The following is an 18,360-nucleotide window of genomic DNA, read 5'->3' as shown; positions in this document are numbered from 1 at the left end:
GGCCACACTCGAGGCGACGCTGCGTTCCGCTCTCGCGCCGTCACTCGAGTCGGTCGGATGACTCCCGGATCGCCTGATAGAACAACCCGAACTGCAATCGGTCGTTTCTCGAGAGTTCGATCCCGTGTCGCGCCAGCAGTTCGACCATCTCGTCGATCTCGCGGTCGTACCACCTCGAGAGGAGGCGGACGTTTCGCTGCGCATAGTCGTAGTTTCGTTCCAGTACGCGTGGATCCATCGGATCGACGTCGGGGGCGTACATCGGTATCGAACCCGTGTCGTTATCGTATCGGTTGCAGGTCTGTTTCGCCGCAGCTACATTCGGTCACGCCGAGGGGGCGAATCGTCCCGTTCGGCTGGGCGTGGGCGACGTACATCTCGCCACACTCCGGACAGACGGCGACGGTTTTCTCGGTCCCGCTTTCGTGAGTGCTCATTGTGCTTCACGATACGGCGACTCCACCCATCATCATTGTTCCAAAGTATATTAATTGCGGTCAGTAGCCCGGACATACTGCCAGCAACAACAGTATGCGCCAACTACGACGTTACTCAGACAGTACGACGAACTGGCCGGACGTGTGTCTCCTTCGGGGTCTCGTTCCGGCACTGGTACGTGGGATTTCCAGTGTCGCTCCGGGGAGTTTCCTGCAGTACAGACCGCTCACTACGTTCGCGGTATTGTGTTGCAGAGAAACGTCCTGACGGAGTCCAACGCGAGCGCGAGCGAGCGTTGGGCACGTCAGGACCGAACGATGCAGCGGTGCTGAACAACGTGAAGCACTCGCAAAGAGTGAGCGTCCTGACGGAGATTTGAACAGGTGAGAGACGTTCCTGCTCGGGCCTTCGGCCCTGCGCGGGCTGCGACTCTCGTGTTCAAATCTCCGGGGAGTTCTCGGAGCACAGACTCCTCGCTGCGCTCGTCGCGTAGTGCTCCGAAAACGTCCTGACGGAGTCCAACGCGAGCGCGAGCGAGCGTTGGGCACGTCAGGACCGAACGATGCAGCGAGTGCTGAACAACGTGAAGCACTCGCAAAGAGTGAGCGTCCTGACGGAGATTTGAACTCCGGTCCCTGGCTCCGCAAGCCAAGAGGATAGTCCACTACCCTATCAGGACTCATCTACTCGTAGCCGGCTGAGTATTAAAGCCCTTTCGAAAGGGTGGCGGGCGTGCCGACGGCTGGCACGCCTCGAGCGCCGCGCCTGTGACGCCCGACAGCGATCGTCGCTGCCGAGGCGAGGGGTTGAAATAGGAAGGCGCGGCGAACGGCCGTATGGACCCGATCGTCGCCGTTTCGGATGGCCCTCGAGCCCTGTCGTCTCGCGCGAACGGACGCCGAATGGACAACGCTTATGCGCGGGCTATGCATGCTCGAGGATAGTATGAGCGACATCGAGGGTGTCTACGAGGACCTCGAGGCTGACGTCTCCCTCGAGGAGTTTCGCGAGGCCGTCGAGGCGAAAGTCGAGCAGATGGGTGGACTCGCGGACGAGGAGACGGCAGCGATGCTCGTCGCTCACGAGATCGGCGAGAGCGAGGTCGGTGGGGTCGCCGACGTCGAGCCGGGGATGGAAGAGGCGAAGTTCGTCGCCAAGGTGGTCTCGATCGGCGAGTTGCGAACCTTCGAACGCGACGGCGACGACGAGGACGGCCGCGTGGTCAACGTCGAGGTCGCAGACGAGACCGGTTCCATCCGGGCGGCCTTCTGGGACGAACACGCCGAGGCCGCCGTTTCCGAACTCGAGGAAGGACAGGTGCTGAAGATCGCGGGCCGGCCGAAGGAGGGCTTCTCGGGCGTCGAGGTCAGCGTCGACGACGTCGAACCGGACGACGAGACCGAGATCGACGTCACCGTCTCGGACACCCACCGCGTCGAGGACCTCTCGCTCGGTCTCTCGAACGTGAACCTCGTGGGCGTCGTCCTCGACACCGACAGTGTCCGGACGTTCGACCGGGACGACGGCTCCGAGGGGAAGGTCGCGAACCTCACCCTCGGCGACGATACTGGACGCGTTCGCGTGACCCTCTGGGACGAACGGGCCGACCTCGCCGAGGAACTCGAGCCCAGCACGACCGTCGAGGTCGTCGACGGCTACGTCAGGGAACGCGACGGCAACCTCGAGTTGCACGTTGGCAACCGCGGGACGGTCGAGGAAGTCGAGGCTGACGTCGAGTACGTCCCCGAGAGCACGCCGATCGAGGCACTCGAGATCGGCCAGACGGTCGACCTCGCGGGCGTCGTTCGCTCGGCCGATCCCAAGCGCACGTTCGACCGCGACGACGGCTCGGAAGGGCAGGTTCGAAACGTCCGCGTGCAGGACGCGACGGGCGACATTCGCGTCGCGCTGTGGGGTGAGAAAGCCGACGCCGACCTCGGGCCGGGCGACGAGGTCGCCCTCGGCGACGTCGAGATCCAGGACGGCTGGCAGGACGACCTCGAGGCGTCTGCGGGCTGGCAGTCGACGATCACGGTGCTCGATTCCGACGGCGGATCCGGCACTGGTACCGACGGTGACGCGGGTGCCGACGACGGCCAGTCGACCGGGCTCTCGGCGTTCGGAGACGAGGAAGGCGAGGGCTCGAGTGCGGCCGACGACGCGGGAGCCGACACCGATGCGACCTCGAGCGCCCAGCCGGAGACCGACGCCGCCGATGCAGCGACGCTCGACGACCCCGACGAGGGCGACGAACTCGAGTTCACGGGCGTCGTCGTTCAGGCCGGTGATCCGGTCGTTCTCGACGACGGCGAGACGACGATGACGGTCGTGACGAGCGCCGACGTCGGGCTCGGCGAGGAGGTCACCGCCCGCGGCGTCGTCCGGGACGGGCGACTCGAGGCGACGGACGTGTTCTGATCGACGGGCCACCCATCAGTATCGGTTTCGTGTGAACGTCTCGACGAGTTGAACGGATCCGTTCCTCAGATGCCGCGAGAAACCTCATCGAGCGCCTAGGAAAAGCGTTAAGGGAGTTAGCTTCGCCTATCATGATATGAACGTCGAACTCCCGTTCGCCCCGGTCGATACGATCATCCGCCGGAACGCGGGCGATCTTCGGGTGAGCGCCGATGCGTCGAGGGAACTCGCGACGCGGATCCAGGAACACGGGAGCGAGCTGGCGGTCGACGCCGCAGAACGCGCGACTGCGGACGGGCGCAAGACGCTGATGGCCGCGGACTTCGGCGTCGAACAGGTCGTCGATAAGGACGACCTCGAGTTGCCAGTCGCACCGGTCGACCGCATCGCCAGGATCGAGATCGACGACCGATACCGCGTCTCGATGGACGCCCGCATCGCCCTCGCCGACATCCTTGAGGACTATGCGGACAACGTCGCCGGGGCGGCAGCGATCCTCGCCCGCCACGCCGATCGTCGAACCATCACCGACGACGACATCGAGACGTACTTCTCGCTGTTCGAGTGAGAGTGAGATGCAGTTTGGCTACAGCGAGACCTGTCTCGCACACGACCCCGGTCCGCGCCACCCGGAGGCACCGGACCGGTTGCGGGCCATCCGGGAGCGCCTGAAGACCAAACACGGCGTGTCCTACGTCGAGGCCGACCCGGTGGGGGTGGGGGAGATCTCGAGAGTTCACGACCGCGAGTACGTCGAGTCCGTCGAGGAGTTCTGCGCCGACGGCGGAGGTAACTGGGACCCGGACACCGTCGCCGTCGAAGAGACCTGGGACGCCGTCTGTCAGAGTGCCGGCCTCGCCTGCTGGGCGATCGAGGAAGCGCTCGAGGGGGCGACGGGACGCGACACGCCGTTTTCGATCGGTCGGCCGCCGGGCCACCACGCCGTTCCCGACGACGCGATGGGCTTTTGCTTCGCGAACAACGTCGCCGTCGCCGCCCAGCAGGCGTTAGACCGCGAGGACGTCGACCGGGTCGCCATCTTCGACTGGGACGTCCACCACGGCAACGGCACGCAGGATATCTTCTACGACCGGGATGACGTCTTCTTCGTCTCGATCCACGAACGTGGCCTCTACCCGGGGACCGGAGCCGTCGACGAGACCGGTGAGGGGGCGGGCGAGGGGACGACGATGAACCTCCCGATGCCCGCCGGGACGAGCGACGCCGCCTACCTCGCCGCCGTCGAGGGGCCGATCACGGCCGCACTCGAGGCCTACGGTCCCGACTTGCTGATTATCAGTGCGGGGTTCGACGCCCACCGCCACGATCCTATCTCCCGGATTCGCCTCTCGACGGAAGCCTACGCTCTGATGACCGATCGAATGCGCTCGCTCGCCGACGACCTCGATGCCGCCCTCGCGTTCGTCCTCGAGGGCGGTTACGGCCTGGACGTGCTGGCAGACAGCGTCGCCATCGTCCACGAGACCTTCGACGGCCGGGAGCCGATCGAACCGGACGAGGACATCGAGAGTCGTCCCGAGTCTGCCCTCGAAGACGTGCTCAGGGCGCACGAACTCGAGATTGATCTGTAACGCGAGTCCGGATGACGCTACGTCGACGGACCGGTACGACTGCGAACCCGCCGCTGCACAGCGACCGTGCTGGCCCGATACTAACTATTTAGTAATCCTGACTGAATGAGGTGATAACCAGTCGCGATCGGTCGCCGACCGCGACGCCCGAGACCGCACCCTCGATCTATGCACGACTCGATAGCCATCCTCGTCGTCGACCCCGACCCGTCCATCGCCGACCACGTCGCCGACCGACTCGAGACCGCCCACTCCGGATTCGCCGTCGACACCGTAACCGACGGCACCGAGGCCCTCGACCGACTCGAGACCGGTGCCGTGGACTGTCTCGTCGCCGACGCCGAGCGCGGCGAGCCACCGGGGAACGTGCTGGCCGAGCGGTGTGCCGAGTGTGCCCCGTCGGTGCCCTGCCTCCTCGTGACGTGGGGCGAGTCCCGGTCCGAACGCTCGGGTGGAGCGATCGAGGCCGGTGCGACCCTCGTGCTCGACCTCGAGATGGGTCCGGGTGGGGCTGGAGACGGTGCCGGTACCCGCGACGCCGCTCGAGAGTACGACCAGTTTGCACTGCTGGCAAATCAGCTCGAGGCTGCGGTTTCGGCCGCGTCTCAGCCGACACACCCACCGGTTCCGTCGTCAGCGCAGTCGGGCCCGCCGGATGCTGCAGAGGGATACGAACGGACCGTCGAGACGCTCCACGACGTCACTCGCCGGCTGATGCGTGCGGAGACGAAGACGGAGATCTACCGCCACGCCGTCGAGACCGCTGGCGAGATCCTCGATGCAACGATCGCGGTGGCCTACGCGTTCGACCCCGAGACGGGCGCGCTCGAGCGCGCGGCGTCGACGTCGACCGCCGGTGACGCGGCGGGTCCGCCGCGACGGTTCGAGCGCGGCGAGGGTCGAATCTGGGAGGCGTTCTCCGCTGGTGAATCCGCGACGGTCGCGGATGGCCGGTCGATCACCGGGTCCGGGCCCGCCGTTCGATGCGAACTCGTCGTTCCGCTCGGGGCCCACGGCGCGATCGTCGTCGGCACCGCCGCGGTGAGGTTCGACGAGCTGATGACCGAGCTGTTTCACGTGCTCGCGGCCAACGCCGAGGCGGCCCTCGACCGCGCCGAGCGTGAACTCCTCCTGCGAGAGCACGACCGGACGCTCACCCGGCAGAACGAGGAACTGACCCGGCTCAACCACATCAACGAGATCGTCCGCGAGATCAACCACGGGATCGCGCAGGCGTCGACCCGTTCTGAGATCGAGTCGATCGTCTGTGATCGCCTCGCCGACACCGACCGCTATCGGTTCGCCTGGATCGCCACGCTGGCGGACGACCCACCGGAGCCGCGGTCCTGGGCCGGCGTCGACGCGACCTACGTCGACCGCGTCCGCGAACCCGGCGCGCCCGAACGTCGCCTGATCGACCGCGTCCTCGAGTCGGAACGGGTCCAGGTCGTCCGGAACGTCCTCGAGGACGACCACTGGGAGCGTCGCCGGTCCGAGGCGCTGACCCACGGCTTCCAGACCGTCGCGGGCGTTCCGCTGTCGACCGACGAGCGCCAGTACGGCGTCCTCGTCGTCCACGTCGGCGGCGTCGATTCGATCGCCGACGCCGAACGCGACGTGTTCGTCGAACTCGGCGAGACGATCGGACACGCGCTCCGGTCGGTCGAACGGACGCGCGCCATGCTCGCCGACGGCCACCTCCAGCTCGAACTCGAGTGTCGCGACGAGCGCCTGTTGCTCAACCAGCTCGCTGCGCGCGTCCCGGGCTCGGTCGCCGTCGAGGGCGTCCTCGACCGCGGTGACCGGATCGTTGCCTTCCTCAGCACGTCGGCGTCGGTCGATCTCACTGGTCTCGCCGACGAGCGAGCGGCCGTCGACGGCGTATCGCTCGTCTCCGACGGGGACGACGAGCGCCTCTACGAGGTGACGATGACCGCGATTCCATTGCTCGAGGTGCTTCGCTCCTACGACGCGAGACTGCAGACGGCGACCGCAGACGACGAGGGGTCGCGACTCGTCCTCGAGCTTACACAGTCGGCCGAGACGCGATCGCTGGTCGATGCCCTCCGGGAGGTCTTCCCCGAGACCGAACTGGTTGCAAAGCGTGAGACCACTCGGATGCGCTCAGCCGAACAGCTAGATACCTACCTCGAGGAGCGCCTGACCGAGCGCCAACTCGAGGCACTGCAGGCCGCTCACTACAGCGGCTTCTTCGAGTGGCCACGCGAGAGCACGGGCGAGGCACTTGCCGACGCACTCGACATCTCGGCGCCGACGTATCACTACCACTTGCGAGCAGCCCAGCGAAAGCTCGTGGAGCTGGTCTTCGAGTGACCTCTAGCTGTTTAGCACCTGTTCGAGAAGTGTACTAAACAGATAGGAAGTATCGTTAATCCCTCCCCGTCCTTAGGATACGATGGCGATTCGCGATAGACTGTCGCCACCCCCAATCCCCCACCCCCACTTTCGCGAGACACTACGTTCTCAGAGAGCGATTGCCACTGGCACTGCTCGACGACTGGTCCACGAGCGTCTGCGTCGTCGATGGCGGTCGTCAGTCACGTCGCCGCAGCCGACTTTTCTCCTGCAGAGCGATTGTGGCGTTCTGGAAATACCGACGGCGTCTCCGACTCACCGCGAGGGCCAGTTCGAGCGACGACTACCGGCGTCCCACTCGATCCACTCCTGTTCCCAGCCGCGCCGGGACTCCGCACGTCGCGCAGCGAACTCCCGGTCCTCTCGCGCGGTTCGGTTTCGCTCTACTGCACCCGTCTGTTCGCCGGCGACGAGCAACGGATCGAACTCGACGATCCCGCGCGGGGACCGCTCGCCGGCGGCCGTCTGCACCTCGAGTCGCTGGCCCCGTGCGTCCCGGAGTCGTGGGTAGACCAGTCGGCCCGAGGGCGAGAGTTGCTCGCGGAGTGCTCGTGGCGACTCGGCGACGGCAGCCTCGAGCAGGATGCGGTCGAACGGGGCGTACTCCGGGAGCCCGTTCGCGCCGTCTCGGCAGTCGACGAGGACGCCACCGTAGCCGGCACGCTCGAGGTTCTCTCGGGCGTCGAAGACGAGCGGGCGGGCGATGTCGACGGCGTGGGCGTTCGTCTCGCCGACGATCTCGGCGCAGACGGCGGCCGTGTAGCCGACGCCGACGCCCACGACGAGGACGTCGTCGTCGGGCTCGAGTGCGAGGGCTTCGAGCAGGCGGGCGACCGTACTGGGGGCGAGGATGCGACTGCCGCGGACCTCGTGGTCGCTGTCGGCGTAGGCGTTCCGGTCGTCCGGGAGGAAGAGACGACGCGGGACCGCCCGCATCGCTTCGGCGACGGCCTCGCTCTCGATCACCTCGCGTGGTGGCGACTCGAGGCCGTCGACCATGTCGTCTCGAAGTACCGCGGGGTCCATACGGTCGGTACCCGATCCAGCGGGAAGAATCTCGCGCTTCCGTGGGCGCGCCTGATCGAACCGTCCGCCGGAAGCCGATAGCGGCTCACCCGTGTTCTTCGAGCGTCCTGACTGTCGACCGGATCGTGACGGGTGCGACGTCGGCGACCTCGGCGGCTGTGGCCTGCGTGATCGTCGGCCACTCCTCGCGTTCGCCGGCGGCGTAGTAGAGACAGGCCGCGGCGACGCCGCTTGGATTTCGCCCGCCGATCAGGCGCTCGTCGAGCAGCGTCTCGACGTGATCGCGAGCGCGCCGTTCGACGTGGGTGCCGGCCTCGAGTTCTGAGGCGAACCGGGGGAGGTACTGTCCGGGATCGATCGGCCCAGTCGGGAGCCCGAGTTCCCGATTCAGGGCGTCGTAGGCGACCTTCAATTCGTCGTCGTCGGCACGGGCGATGGCGGTGATCTCGCCGACGGTCCGGGGAATGTCCCGCGTACGGCAGGTGGCGTAGATCGACGCGGCGGCGAAGCCTTCGATCGACCGGCCCTGCAGCAGGTTTTCCGACTGGGCGGAGTCGAACAGTGCGCAGGCCTGCTCGCGGATCCCGTCTGGAAGCGAGAGGCCGGTGACGATTCGACGGATCTCGCCGAACGCGTAGACCTGATTTCGATCCGCCTTCGTCGAGATTCGCGCCCGGTTGTGCTCCCGGCGGAGGCGTGCGAGCTGTCGCCGCTTGCGGCCCGTGATTCGGCCGTCGTAACTCGAGTCGGTTCCCGATCCGAAGCCGATTTCGGTCGAGAGGCCGCGGTCGTGTCTCGAGCGCGTGAGCGGTGCGCCGGTTCGACGCCGGTCGCTCACCTCGTCGCCGAAGGATCGCCACTCCGGCCCCCGGTCGATCGTTCGTTCTCCCGTGACGAGGCCACATCGTTCACACACCGTTTCGGTCCCCGTTTCCCGTACCCTGCCCTCGCACTCGGGACAGCTCACGGACGCGTCCAGGTCGCCCATTGGAAATCTCTATCTGCGACTTCCTATGGTTGCAGTTATATTTAATCTGTTGGTTATGTAATTAATTTCCTGTGGCAGGAACCGACGGCGACCGGCCGTAATCGGCTGGATCTGCCACTGTCAGGAACCGGGTCGAGCGCAGACTCGAGTCCGCGATCGTCGCTCGTCCACGGTCGTCGGACGGCGCCGGGGGCGTTCGAGGGGTCGCCGGAGGTCGTCGATCTCGTGGATATCATCGGTTCTGAGGGGTGCCTGTCCGTTTTATGAGTCTTCTCGTCGTAGACTGGGTCCCCACTGGCTCGCGATGACCGATCCCCGTTCTGCACAGCGACGTCGAGTCGAATCGACCCGGCCTCGAAACCGCATCGGCCCCCACGTCGCGTCGACGACGTGGCGACACGGCGCGTTCGTCCACTGGCCGGTCGATCCGGCGGCACTCGAGGCGCTCCTCCCCGGTCAACTGACCCTCGAGACGTACGACGGGAACGCCTGGATCGGCGTCCTCCCGTTCGTGTTCGTGAACGCGGGGCTCCGGGGGACGCCGTCGCTCCTTCGGACGGCGGTCGCGGAGTTGAACGTCAGGACCTACGTTCGGTGGCGGGAGGACCCGGGAGTGTACTTCTTCAGGATCGAACTCGGGACGCCGTGGCTCGCGGCGATGCTCGGCCGAACCACCCGAATGCCCGTCGAGTACGCCCGGATGACGGTCGGTGCCGGCGAGGACCGCGTCGGATTCGTGAGTCGCACCCCGGCGCGGCCGGGCACGGTCGGCGGCACGGAGGGGCCCGACTCGCCAGCGGACGTCCCCGCCCACTTCGCGATCACCTACGAGGCGACGGGCGAGCCGTCCCGTCCGGAGCCGGGGAGCCTCGCCCACTGGCTCGTCGAACGCAGACGCTTTTTCGCCCCCTCGAGCGGATCGATGCTGGTCGGTGAGGTGTCCCACGAGCCGTGGCCGCTCCAGCCGGCGACCGCGACGATCCACGAGAACGCGCTCTTCGAAATCGAGCCGCTCCCCCGTCCCGAAGGGGAGCCGATCGTCCACTACTGCGACGACCTCGAGATGACGGCGGCGATTCCCCGGCGAGTCTGACCCCTCGAGACGGCTACGCGAGTCCGTAGAGGTCGACGTCACGACCCTCCTCGCCCTCGAGTGCGTGTTCGTAGACGACGTGGGCGGCAGCGAGGTCCTGGATGGCGAGCCCGGTCGAGTCGAACACCGTGATCCCGGTCTCGTCGGTCCGGCCCGGCGCGTCGCCGACGACGACGTCGCCGAGTTCGGCGTGGATGTCCGCGTCGGTCAGCACGCCCTCGGCGTAGGGGACGTTGATCTCGCCGGAGTGGGTGCACTGCTCGTGGTCATCGATGACGATGGTCGCCGCCGTGAGCAGGTCGTCCGCGAGTTCGTGTTTTCCGGGCGCGTCGGCACCGATGGCGTTGACGTGGGTGTGCTCGCCGACGGCCGCCCGATCGACGATCGGCTCCCGGACGGGCGTCACCGTCGAGACCACGTCACTCGCCACGGCGTCGGCGACGTCTCCTTCCCGGACGTCGAACCGGCCGTCGTAGCGCTCGAGGAACGCCGCGACGCGCTCGTCGTCCTGATCTGCGACCACGACCTCGTCGATCGCCCGGACCGTCGCGATGGCCTCGAGCTGGCTGTACGATTGTGCGCCGGCACCGACGAGGCCGAGGCTCGAGGCGTCCTCGCGTGCGAGGTACTTCGTGGCGACGGCGGCGGCCGCCCCGGTGCGGGCCATCGTCAGGGCGGTGCCGTCGAGGATGGCCAGCGGGACGCCGGTCTCGGGGTCGGCGTAGAGCATCGTCCCCATCACCGTCGGCAGGTCGTGGTCGGCGGGGTTGTCGGGGTGGACGTTGACCCACTTCACCCCGGCGGCGTCCCACTCACCGGCGTCGAGATAGGCCGGCATCGACCGGAAGTCGCCGTTGTACTGGGGCAGTTCGACGTAGGACTTGGCGGGCTGGATCGCGTCGCCGTCGGCAGCCGCAGCGAACGCCTGCTCGACGGCGTCGACGACCGCCGCTGGCTCCGCGTAGGCCTCCACGGTCGATCGGTCGAGTAACAGCGTGTTTCTGGTCATACTCTCGCGTTTTGCCGGCGACTACTTAGCCTCCCTGTCCGTCTGGTGGCCGATCGGTGACGTCAGGCTGAAACCCACCGACCACCTAGGCCCGCCGATGAACGCCGAGGCGGTTCGCGAGCGTGCACGGGAGTTACCGCGCGAGCCCGGCGTCTACCAGTTCCGGGCCGACGGGACCACGCTCTACGTCGGGAAGGCAGTCGACCTGCGGAGTCGGGTCACCTCCTACGCCGACCCGCGAAGTGCCCGCATCGGGCGGATGGTCGACCGCGCTGACGACGTCGAGATCGCCGTCACCGACACCGAGACACAGGCGCTACTGCTCGAGGCGAACCTGATCAAGCGCCACCAGCCGCGGTACAACGTCCGGCTCAAGGACGACAAGTCCTATCCGATGGTCCAGGTGACCGACCACGAGGCCCCGCGGATCGAGGTCACGCGCGATCCAGCCGAGTCGGCGACCGTCTTCGGCCCGTTCACCAGCAAGGGGGCCGTCGACACCGTCGTGAAGGCCCTGCGGGAGACCTACGGCATCCGCGGCTGTTCGGACCACAAGTACGCGAACCGCGACCGCCCCTGCCTCGACTACGAGATGGGGCTCTGTACAGCTCCCTGTACCGGTGAGATCGACCGCGAAAGCTACGCCGACGACGTCACCTCTGTCGAACGCTTCTTCGAGGGCGAGACCGGCGTCCTCGCGGATCCGCTGGGCCGCGAGATGGAAGCCGCCGCCGCCGAACAGAACTTCGAGCGCGCGGCGAACCTCCGGGACCGACTCGAGACCGTCGAGACCTTCCACGGCGAGGGCGGCGAGGCCGTCCAGTCGGTCGGCGACGAGCGCGCAGTCGACGTCCTCGGCGTCGCCATCGAGGGCGAGGACGCCACGGTCGCCCGCCTGCGTGCGGAGAACGGGAAGCTGGTCGATCGGGATCGCCACACGCTCGAGGCACCCGGGGGCGGCGTCGCGCGCTCGAGCGCCGATTCGACGGGGACCAGCGCGGACGGCGGCGTGGCCGACGTGGGTGGCGTGCCGGCCGTCCTCGCGGCCTTCATCGTCCAGTACTACGCCGAACGTGACCTGCCCGACGCGCTCCTCCTGCCCGAGCGTCACGGGGACAGCGAGGTCGACGCCTGGCTCGCAGCCGAGGGCGTCTCGGTTCGGGTCCCCGGTGCTGGCCGCGAGGCGAAACTCGTCGAACTCGCGCTCAAAAACGCCCGGCGAAACGTCGGGCGACGGGACGAGTGCGGGATGCTTGCCGATGCGCTCTCCCTCGACGCCGCACGACGAATCGAGGGCTTCGACGTGAGCCACGCCCAGGGCACGGCCGCGGTCGGCAGCAACGTCACGTTCGTCGACGGCAGCGCCGAGAAGGCCCACTACCGGCGGAAGAAGCTCACCGACCAGAACGACGACTACGACAACATGCGCGCCCTCCTCGAGTGGCGCGCCACCCGCGCGGTCGAGGGTCGAGACGACCGCCCGGACCCGGACCTGCTGGTGATCGACGGCGGGGCGGGCCAGCTCGAGGCGGCCCGTGACGCGCTGGCTGAAGTCGGCTGGGAGGTGCCCACCATCGCGCTGGCGAAGGCCGAAGAGCGCGTGATCACGCCCGACCGGGAGTTCTCGTGGCCGAGTGACGCCCCGCACCTCCACCTGCTCCAGCGCGTTCGCGACGAGGCCCATCGCTTCGCGGTCCAGTACCACCAGACCGTCCGCGACGAGGTCGCGACCGTTCTGGACGACGTGCCGGGCGTCGGTCCCGAGACCAGAAAGCGGCTACTCGGGCGCTTCGGGAGCGTCGAGAACGTCCGCGAGGCGAGTCTCGAGGACTTAGAGAGCGTCCCCGGAGTCGGCGAGAAGACGGCCGAGACGATCAAATCCCGGCTCTAGAGCACCCGGCCGGCCGCTCGAGCGCTCGAGACTGCATTATTTTTCACTGACGAGTGCGTTTCGAACGATATGGGTTCACAGACTCCCGGCGCAGGCGGTGCTGGCGGTGCGAACGAGCGGGCGACTGGCCCGCCGGATGGCCCCGGCCCGGAGGAGGGGTTACTTCGTTTTGCGATCGGCTATCCCTCGCGGCGAGGGCTCAAACCACTCCTGATCGGGACCGTTTTCACGCTGTTTTCAATCCTCATCATCCCCGCGTTCTTCGTCGCTGGGTACATGGTCCGATTGACGCGGGCGGCGATACGCGGTGAGCCCGAACCACCGGCGTTCGACGACTGGGGTGACATCTTCGTCGACGGACTCGGACTGCTCGTCGTGTTCATCCCGGTACTGATCGTCTACTGGCTACTCCTCTTCGTGACCGGTGAGATCCACTGGCTGCTGAACGTCCTCGTCGCGCTCGCGTTCGCGTACGTCGCCCCATCCATATACCTCAGTTACGCGGTGAGCGATTCCTGGTTCGGAGCCTACGACACGGGGAGACTGCAGCGGTTGCTCACCCACCGGACCTACGCGATCGGACTTCTGCTGTACGTGCTGGTCATCAACGGTATCGGGTTCCTGGTCGCTGTGTTCCTCATGACCGTCTCGCTGCTGACGATCGTCGGCTGGATCGTCATCTGGCCGCTGATCATCTTCTACTGGTACGCTATCGACGCCGCTCTCTGGGGACGCGTCTACAATCGGATCGAGGCACCCTGAGTACCGCCTGCAACCAGTACCTCCAGCTTCTCGACCTGTCCTGACCGTCACGTTTTTCGGACCGGGGGTTGGGTCACCGGCACGGACCAGAACGCATGACTGGAGAGTCCGTAGAACCCACGTCGGTGCGCCCGATCGTGCTGTACGGGACGCTCAGACGCGGCTCCGAGAAATACGTCGAATTCGGCCTCGAGGACCGCCTGACCTACGTCGGCGAGTGCACACTCGAGGGCCTCCTCTACGACCTCGGTGAGTACCCGGGGCTGGTTCTCGAGCCCGAGGTGAGAGACGCCGAGGGGAGTACCACTGACGACGGTGCGCCCGACGCCGACCGTAGCGACACTCTCGTCACCGGCGAACTGTACCGCGTCGACGACGAGACCGTCGTTCACGAGCTGGACGCCTACGAAGGCTACTCTCCGGCGAATCCAGCGGGATCGCTGTACGTCCGCCAGCTGGTTCGCCTTGAGGAGCCGCCTGTCGACGCCTGGACCTACGTTTACAACCGGGACGTCGAGAACGCACCGGTCGTCACGTCGGGTGACTGGCGAGCGTATACCGACCGCGACTAGCCGGTGTCTCCAGTGCGAATACAGCCGACCGGCGAGCGCAAGGTGTGTCCTCACCCCGGCGTGTGACCGACTCTCACCCATGTCCAGCGACGACGACTTAGAGGACCTCCTCGCGGAACTCGACAGCCAGCACGACCTCGAGACCGCCCAGCAGGTTCTCTCGATCCGGATGGAGAGCCGCCGGTACGGCAAGCCGGTGACGATCGTCGAGGGGTTCGACCTCGAGCACAGCGAGGTCGAGTCACTCGCCTCGGAGCTAAAGCAGTCACTCGGGACGGGCGGGACGGTCGATTCGGGACGAATCGAGTTGCAAGGAGACCACCAGGACCGCGTCCCGGCCCTGCTCCGGGACCGCGGCTTCGAGGTGCGGACGTGAGGAGACGGGTTCGCGACGTTCGAGCCGGGGCGACGATCTGTCGGGCGAAGTCACTTTATCGTTCCCCTGACAAGGTGGGAGCATGACCGTTCGATCTGCGGCGGCGGACGACTTCGACGCGATCAAAGCTATCGCCCGGGAGACCTGGCACGCCACCTACGACGAACTCGAGTCGGAAGTGATAGACCGGACGGTCGACGACTGGTACACCGACGACTCGATGCCCCTCGAGGCCCCCGGGACCGTCGTCCTCGTCGCCGAACGCGGTGGGGAGATCGTCGGCTTCACCCACGCGGTCGCCCAGGGCGAGCGCGCGGACGTCCTCCGGATGTACGTCCACCCAGACCACCAGGGTGAGGGGATCGGTACCGAGTTACACGAGCGACTGCTCGCGGAACTCGAGGCCCACGACGTCGACGAGGTTCGCGCGCTCGACTTCGCGTTCAACGATGCGAGCCGCCGATTCTACGAGGGACTGGGTTTCGAACGCGCCGACAGTGGTGAGGTCGTCATCGACGGCGAGTCCTACGACGAGGCGGTGTACGCACTCGAGCTCTGAGCGATTCGTCGCGGCGTAGCGTGGACACTGCCGCCTCGCGGCTCGAGAGCGGTGCTCGAGCCAGCGCGACTCATCTGGCCTGCGCGGTCCGGCTCCGGTAGTCGACGAGCCTGACGGCCACGTGGTAGCTGATCGCGAGCATGGCGACGGCGATGCCGGCGACCATGACGACGATGGAGAGCCACCAGGCGTCTATCACCCACGGCGGCGGGGTCGGGTCTCCCATCGGGATCATCAACCCGACGGCGAACAGCAGTAACAGCGGAATCGCCGCGAGGTACCCGGCAGCGACGAGCCAGAGTCGACGCGTGACACCGGCGGTGAGTGAGAGTGCGAGGAGACCGAGTCCTAGCCCGACCGACACGGGCGAACTGTCGCCGTAGCCGACGGTAAGCACCTGGTAGGCGACGATCCCGACCGCCGTGACCGTCAGGCCGGCGGCCGTGTGGAGCGCGAGGCGCTCCCTCGTGGCCGAGGTGGACCGACTCGTCGCCTCGCGAACCGCGTTCATCGGTCACCGTTCGCAGGCCCGCCTCTTGAATATTCAGCTCGAAAGCTTCGTTTTGCCTGTGGTGAGGTGGACACCGCAGCTGAGACGACCGTGCCGACATGGGTCGGTGGAACCATTTTCGCACTCGACTACGTACTCGCGCGCATGGAGATCCGACCAGCCACCGTCGACGACTGCGACCGAATCCGGGCCGTCGCTCGCGACGCCTGGCACGACACCTACGACGAGCTCGAGTCGGACCTGATCGACGAGATCATCGACGACTGGTACGGCGACGAGCCGTTCGAGCAGGCCCTCGAGAGGCCGGGGACGGCCGTCCTCGTCGCCGAGCGCGACGGCGAACTCGTCGGCTTCACCCACGGCGTCGTCAGCGAGGACGAAGGTGACGTTCTCCGGATGTACGTCCACCCCGACCACCAGGGTGAGGGGATCGGCACGGCACTTCACGAACGCCTGCGCGAGGACCTGGAAGACTTCCACATGAATCGAATGCGTGCGATCGACCTCGAGTCCAACGACGCGAGCCGCGAGTTCTACGAGGATCTCGGGTTCGAGCAGACCGACGAGGCCGAGGTCGAACTCGGCGACGAGACGCACACCGAGGCGGTGTACACCCTCGAGCTGTGAGGTGTCGAGCCAGTCGGAGCGGCGTCGCTTGGCGGGGATCGACGTCGAGTCAGAACTCCTCGCTCGGCGGCGCGATTCCCTCCTCCTCGTCACCGCCTGCGAGGTCGAACTCCTCGCGCACCTCGCGAATGCGGTCGCGGATGTCCGCGGCGAGTTCGAACTCGAGGTTGCTAGCGGCTTCCTGCATCCGGTCTTCGAGGTCGGCGACGTAGCGGGCGGCCTCGTCGTCGTCCTCGAGCGAGCGCCCGGAGACGTCGGAGGTATCGGTCTTGCTCCCGGGGAGGTTGGTCTCGCCGATTTCCTTCTCGATCGTCGTCGGCTCGTAACCGTGCTCTTCGTTGTACTCCTGCTGGATGCGGCGGCGGCGCTGGGTTTCCTCGATCGCAGACTGCATGGCGTTCGAGGGCCCGTCGGCGTAGAGGACGACCTCGCCGTTGACGTTTCGCGCCGCCCGGCCCATCGTCTGGACGAGGGTGGTCTCGCTGCGGAGGAAGCCCTCCTGGTCGGCGTCAAGGATCGCCACGAGCGAGACCTCGGGGATGTCAAGTCCCTCCCGCAGGAGGTTGATCCCGACGAGGACGTCGATCTCCCCTAGCCGAAGGGAGCGGATGATCTCGTGGCGCTCGAGGGTGTCCGTCTCGTCGTGCATGTAGGCGACGTCGACGCCTGCTTCCTCTAGGTACTCCGTGAGGTCTTCGGCCATCCGCTTCGTGAGGGTGGTCACGAGGGTCCGCTCGTCGCGGTCGATGCGCTCGTCGATCCGGTCCATCAGGTCGTCGACCTGTCCGGTGGCGGGCGAAACCTCGACCTTCGGGTCGACGAGGTGAGTGGGGCGAACGATCTGTTCGACGATCTGCTCGCTCTGTTCCTGTTCGTAGTCAGCCGGCGTCGCGCTCACGTACAGCGTCCGGTCGGTCTTCGCCTCGAACTCCTCGAAGGTGAGCGGTCGATTGTCGTAGGCGGTGGGGAGCCGAAAGCCGTTCTCGACCAGCGAGTCCTTGCGGGACTTGTCGCCAGCGTACTGACCCCGGACCTGCGGCAGCGTCACGTGGGACTCGTCGACCACCGTCAGAAAGTCCTCCGGGAAGTAATCGAGCAAGGTGTAGGGCGTATCGCCGGACTCGCGGTCGTCCAGATAGACCGAGTAGTTCTCGATGCCCGAACAGTAGCCCGTCTCGGCCATCATCTCGAGATCGAACGTCGTCCGTTCCTCGATGCGCTGGGCGGCGATCAGGTCCCCTTTGCGTTCGAAGTACGAAATTCGGGAATCGAGGTCCGAGCGGATCTCTTCCATCGCCCGCTCGAGTTTGCTGTCGGGGATCGAGTAGTGCTCTGCGGGGTGAACGAGCACTGCTGGCTCTTCGCCTTTGACCTCTCCCTCGAGCGGGTCGACCTTGACCATACGGTCGATCTCGTCACCCCAGAGTTCGACGCGGACGGCGTAGCGGCCGTACATCGGGTAGATCTCGATGGTGTCACCCCGAACCCGGAAGGTGCCCTGCGTGAAGTCGACGTCGTTGCGCTCGTAGTTCAGGTCCACCAGCCCCTTCAGTAACTCGTCGCGGCCGACCTCTTCGCCGACCTCGAGTCGCATCGACATGTCGACGTAGTTTCGCGGGTCACCGAGGCCGTAGATCGCAGAGACCGAGGCGACGACGATGACGTCGTCTCGAGTCAGCAGCGAGCGGGTCGCGGAGTGGCGGAGCCGGTCGATTTCGTCGTTGATCGAGGCGTCCTTGTCGATGTAGGTATCAGTTTGTTCGACGTAGGCCTCGGGCTGGTAGTAGTCGTAGTAGGAGACGAAGTACTCGACGGCGTTGTTCGGGAACAGGTTCCGGAACTCCTCGTAGAGCTGGGCGGCGAGGGTCTTGTTGTGGGCGATGACCAGCGTCGGCTGCTGGACCTCCTCGATCACCCACGAGACGGTGTTGGTCTTCCCGGACCCGGTCACGCCGAGCAGCGTCTGGCGGTCCATCCCCGACGCGAACCCCTCTGCTAACTGAGAAATCGCCTCGGGCTGGTCGCCGGCGGGCTCGAACGGGGCGTCCACCTCGAACGGCCGATCGACGTCTGGACGGTCCGGCTGGAGTGGTCCCTGGGTGTCGCTCACGGTATCGTCGGT

18 protein-coding genes and 1 tRNA gene are annotated in these 18,360 nt (G+C 66.6%); 11 read left to right on the top strand and 8 right to left on the bottom strand.

Annotated features, from left to right (window positions below; all coding sequences use genetic code 11):
• Positions 1 to 40: 40 nt before the first annotated feature.
• The 3 genes from B1756_RS07425 to B1756_RS07420 form a co-directional block, all read right to left on the bottom strand.
• Entirely contained in the window at positions 41 to 262 is a 222-nt protein-coding gene (locus B1756_RS07425; protein WP_086887964.1) for a hypothetical protein, read from the bottom strand.
• Positions 263 to 281: 19 nt separating this feature from the next.
• Positions 282 to 437: a hypothetical protein gene (locus B1756_RS19585; protein ID WP_186336513.1), complete on the bottom strand. Its 156-nt coding sequence runs from the start codon at positions 435 to 437 to the stop codon at positions 282 to 284.
• 607 nt (positions 438 to 1,044) lie between these two features.
• Positions 1,045 to 1,117, bottom strand: a tRNA-Arg gene (locus tag B1756_RS07420).
• 266 nt (positions 1,118 to 1,383) lie between these two features.
• Between B1756_RS07420 and B1756_RS07415 the strand changes: the two genes are divergently transcribed.
• From B1756_RS07415 to B1756_RS07400, 4 genes are all read left to right on the top strand, one after another.
• Positions 1,384 to 2,856: a single-stranded DNA binding protein gene (locus B1756_RS07415; protein ID WP_086890088.1), complete on the top strand. Its 1,473-nt coding sequence runs from the start codon at positions 1,384 to 1,386 to the stop codon at positions 2,854 to 2,856.
• Between the two features lie 136 nt (positions 2,857 to 2,992).
• Complete coding sequence (locus B1756_RS07410; protein WP_086887963.1) at positions 2,993 to 3,424, top strand: histone family protein; 432 nt, start codon at positions 2,993 to 2,995, stop codon at positions 3,422 to 3,424.
• A gap of 7 nt (positions 3,425 to 3,431) precedes the next feature.
• Entirely contained in the window at positions 3,432 to 4,448 is a 1,017-nt protein-coding gene (locus B1756_RS07405; RefSeq protein WP_086887962.1) for a histone deacetylase family protein, read from the top strand.
• Positions 4,449 to 4,616: 168 nt separating this feature from the next.
• Positions 4,617 to 6,782, top strand: coding sequence for a bacterio-opsin activator domain-containing protein (locus tag B1756_RS07400; protein WP_086887961.1), 2,166 nt, complete (start codon positions 4,617 to 4,619; stop codon positions 6,780 to 6,782).
• A gap of 297 nt (positions 6,783 to 7,079) precedes the next feature.
• Here B1756_RS07400 and B1756_RS07395 read toward each other — a convergent pair whose 3' ends face one another.
• Positions 7,080 to 7,850, bottom strand: coding sequence for a protein-L-isoaspartate O-methyltransferase family protein (locus B1756_RS07395; RefSeq protein WP_086887960.1), 771 nt, complete (start codon positions 7,848 to 7,850; stop codon positions 7,080 to 7,082).
• Between the two features lie 85 nt (positions 7,851 to 7,935).
• Positions 7,936 to 8,838 carry a transcription initiation factor IIB gene (locus tag B1756_RS07390; RefSeq protein WP_086887959.1) on the bottom strand — a complete coding sequence of 301 codons (903 nt, stop codon included), beginning with the start codon at positions 8,836 to 8,838 and terminating at the stop codon, positions 7,936 to 7,938.
• Positions 8,839 to 9,142: 304 nt separating this feature from the next.
• On the opposite strand from B1756_RS07390, the gene B1756_RS07385 reads away from it, so the two are divergent.
• Positions 9,143 to 9,931: a YqjF family protein gene (locus B1756_RS07385; protein WP_086887958.1), complete on the top strand. Its 789-nt coding sequence runs from the start codon at positions 9,143 to 9,145 to the stop codon at positions 9,929 to 9,931.
• A gap of 13 nt (positions 9,932 to 9,944) precedes the next feature.
• On the opposite strand, the gene B1756_RS07380 is transcribed toward B1756_RS07385, so the two are convergent.
• Complete coding sequence (locus tag B1756_RS07380; RefSeq protein ID WP_086887957.1) at positions 9,945 to 10,940, bottom strand: ornithine cyclodeaminase family protein; 996 nt, start codon at positions 10,938 to 10,940, stop codon at positions 9,945 to 9,947.
• A 97-nt stretch (positions 10,941 to 11,037) separates the two neighbouring features.
• On the opposite strand from B1756_RS07380, the gene B1756_RS07375 reads away from it, so the two are divergent.
• The 5 genes from B1756_RS07375 (at position 11,038) to B1756_RS07355 (ending at position 15,100) form a co-directional block, all read left to right on the top strand.
• On the top strand, positions 11,038 to 12,831 hold the full coding sequence (locus tag B1756_RS07375) for an excinuclease ABC subunit C (protein ID WP_086887956.1): 1,794 nt from the start codon (positions 11,038 to 11,040) through the stop codon (positions 12,829 to 12,831).
• A 69-nt stretch (positions 12,832 to 12,900) separates the two neighbouring features.
• Positions 12,901 to 13,593 carry a DUF4013 domain-containing protein gene (locus B1756_RS07370; protein ID WP_086887955.1) on the top strand — a complete coding sequence of 231 codons (693 nt, stop codon included), beginning with the start codon at positions 12,901 to 12,903 and terminating at the stop codon, positions 13,591 to 13,593.
• Positions 13,594 to 13,688: 95 nt separating this feature from the next.
• Complete coding sequence (locus B1756_RS07365; protein WP_086887954.1) at positions 13,689 to 14,165, top strand: gamma-glutamylcyclotransferase family protein; 477 nt, start codon at positions 13,689 to 13,691, stop codon at positions 14,163 to 14,165.
• Positions 14,166 to 14,244: 79 nt separating this feature from the next.
• A complete protein-coding gene (locus tag B1756_RS07360; RefSeq protein WP_086887953.1) occupies positions 14,245 to 14,541 on the top strand; it encodes an SUI1 family translation initiation factor in 297 nt (98 codons plus the stop codon).
• Positions 14,542 to 14,623: 82 nt separating this feature from the next.
• Positions 14,624 to 15,100: a GNAT family N-acetyltransferase gene (locus tag B1756_RS07355; protein WP_086887952.1), complete on the top strand. Its 477-nt coding sequence runs from the start codon at positions 14,624 to 14,626 to the stop codon at positions 15,098 to 15,100.
• 70 nt (positions 15,101 to 15,170) lie between these two features.
• Here B1756_RS07355 and B1756_RS07350 read toward each other — a convergent pair whose 3' ends face one another.
• Complete coding sequence (locus B1756_RS07350) at positions 15,171 to 15,611, bottom strand: hypothetical protein (protein ID WP_086887951.1); 441 nt, start codon at positions 15,609 to 15,611, stop codon at positions 15,171 to 15,173.
• 144 nt (positions 15,612 to 15,755) lie between these two features.
• Between B1756_RS07350 and B1756_RS07345 the strand changes: the two genes are divergently transcribed.
• A complete protein-coding gene (locus B1756_RS07345) occupies positions 15,756 to 16,238 on the top strand; it encodes a GNAT family N-acetyltransferase (protein ID WP_086890087.1) in 483 nt (160 codons plus the stop codon).
• 49 nt (positions 16,239 to 16,287) lie between these two features.
• Here B1756_RS07345 and uvrB read toward each other — a convergent pair whose 3' ends face one another.
• On the bottom strand, positions 16,288 to 18,348 hold the full coding sequence (gene uvrB / locus B1756_RS07340) for an excinuclease ABC subunit UvrB (protein ID WP_086890086.1): 2,061 nt from the start codon (positions 18,346 to 18,348) through the stop codon (positions 16,288 to 16,290).
• Between the last annotated feature and the right edge of the window lie 12 nt (positions 18,349 to 18,360).

The organism is Natrarchaeobaculum aegyptiacum, assembly GCF_002156705.1.
Classification (GTDB): domain Archaea; phylum Halobacteriota; class Halobacteria; order Halobacteriales; family Natrialbaceae; genus Natrarchaeobaculum; species Natrarchaeobaculum aegyptiacum.
Note: the sequence above shows the minus strand (reverse complement) of the source record. Positions and strands in the feature narration are given on the sequence as shown.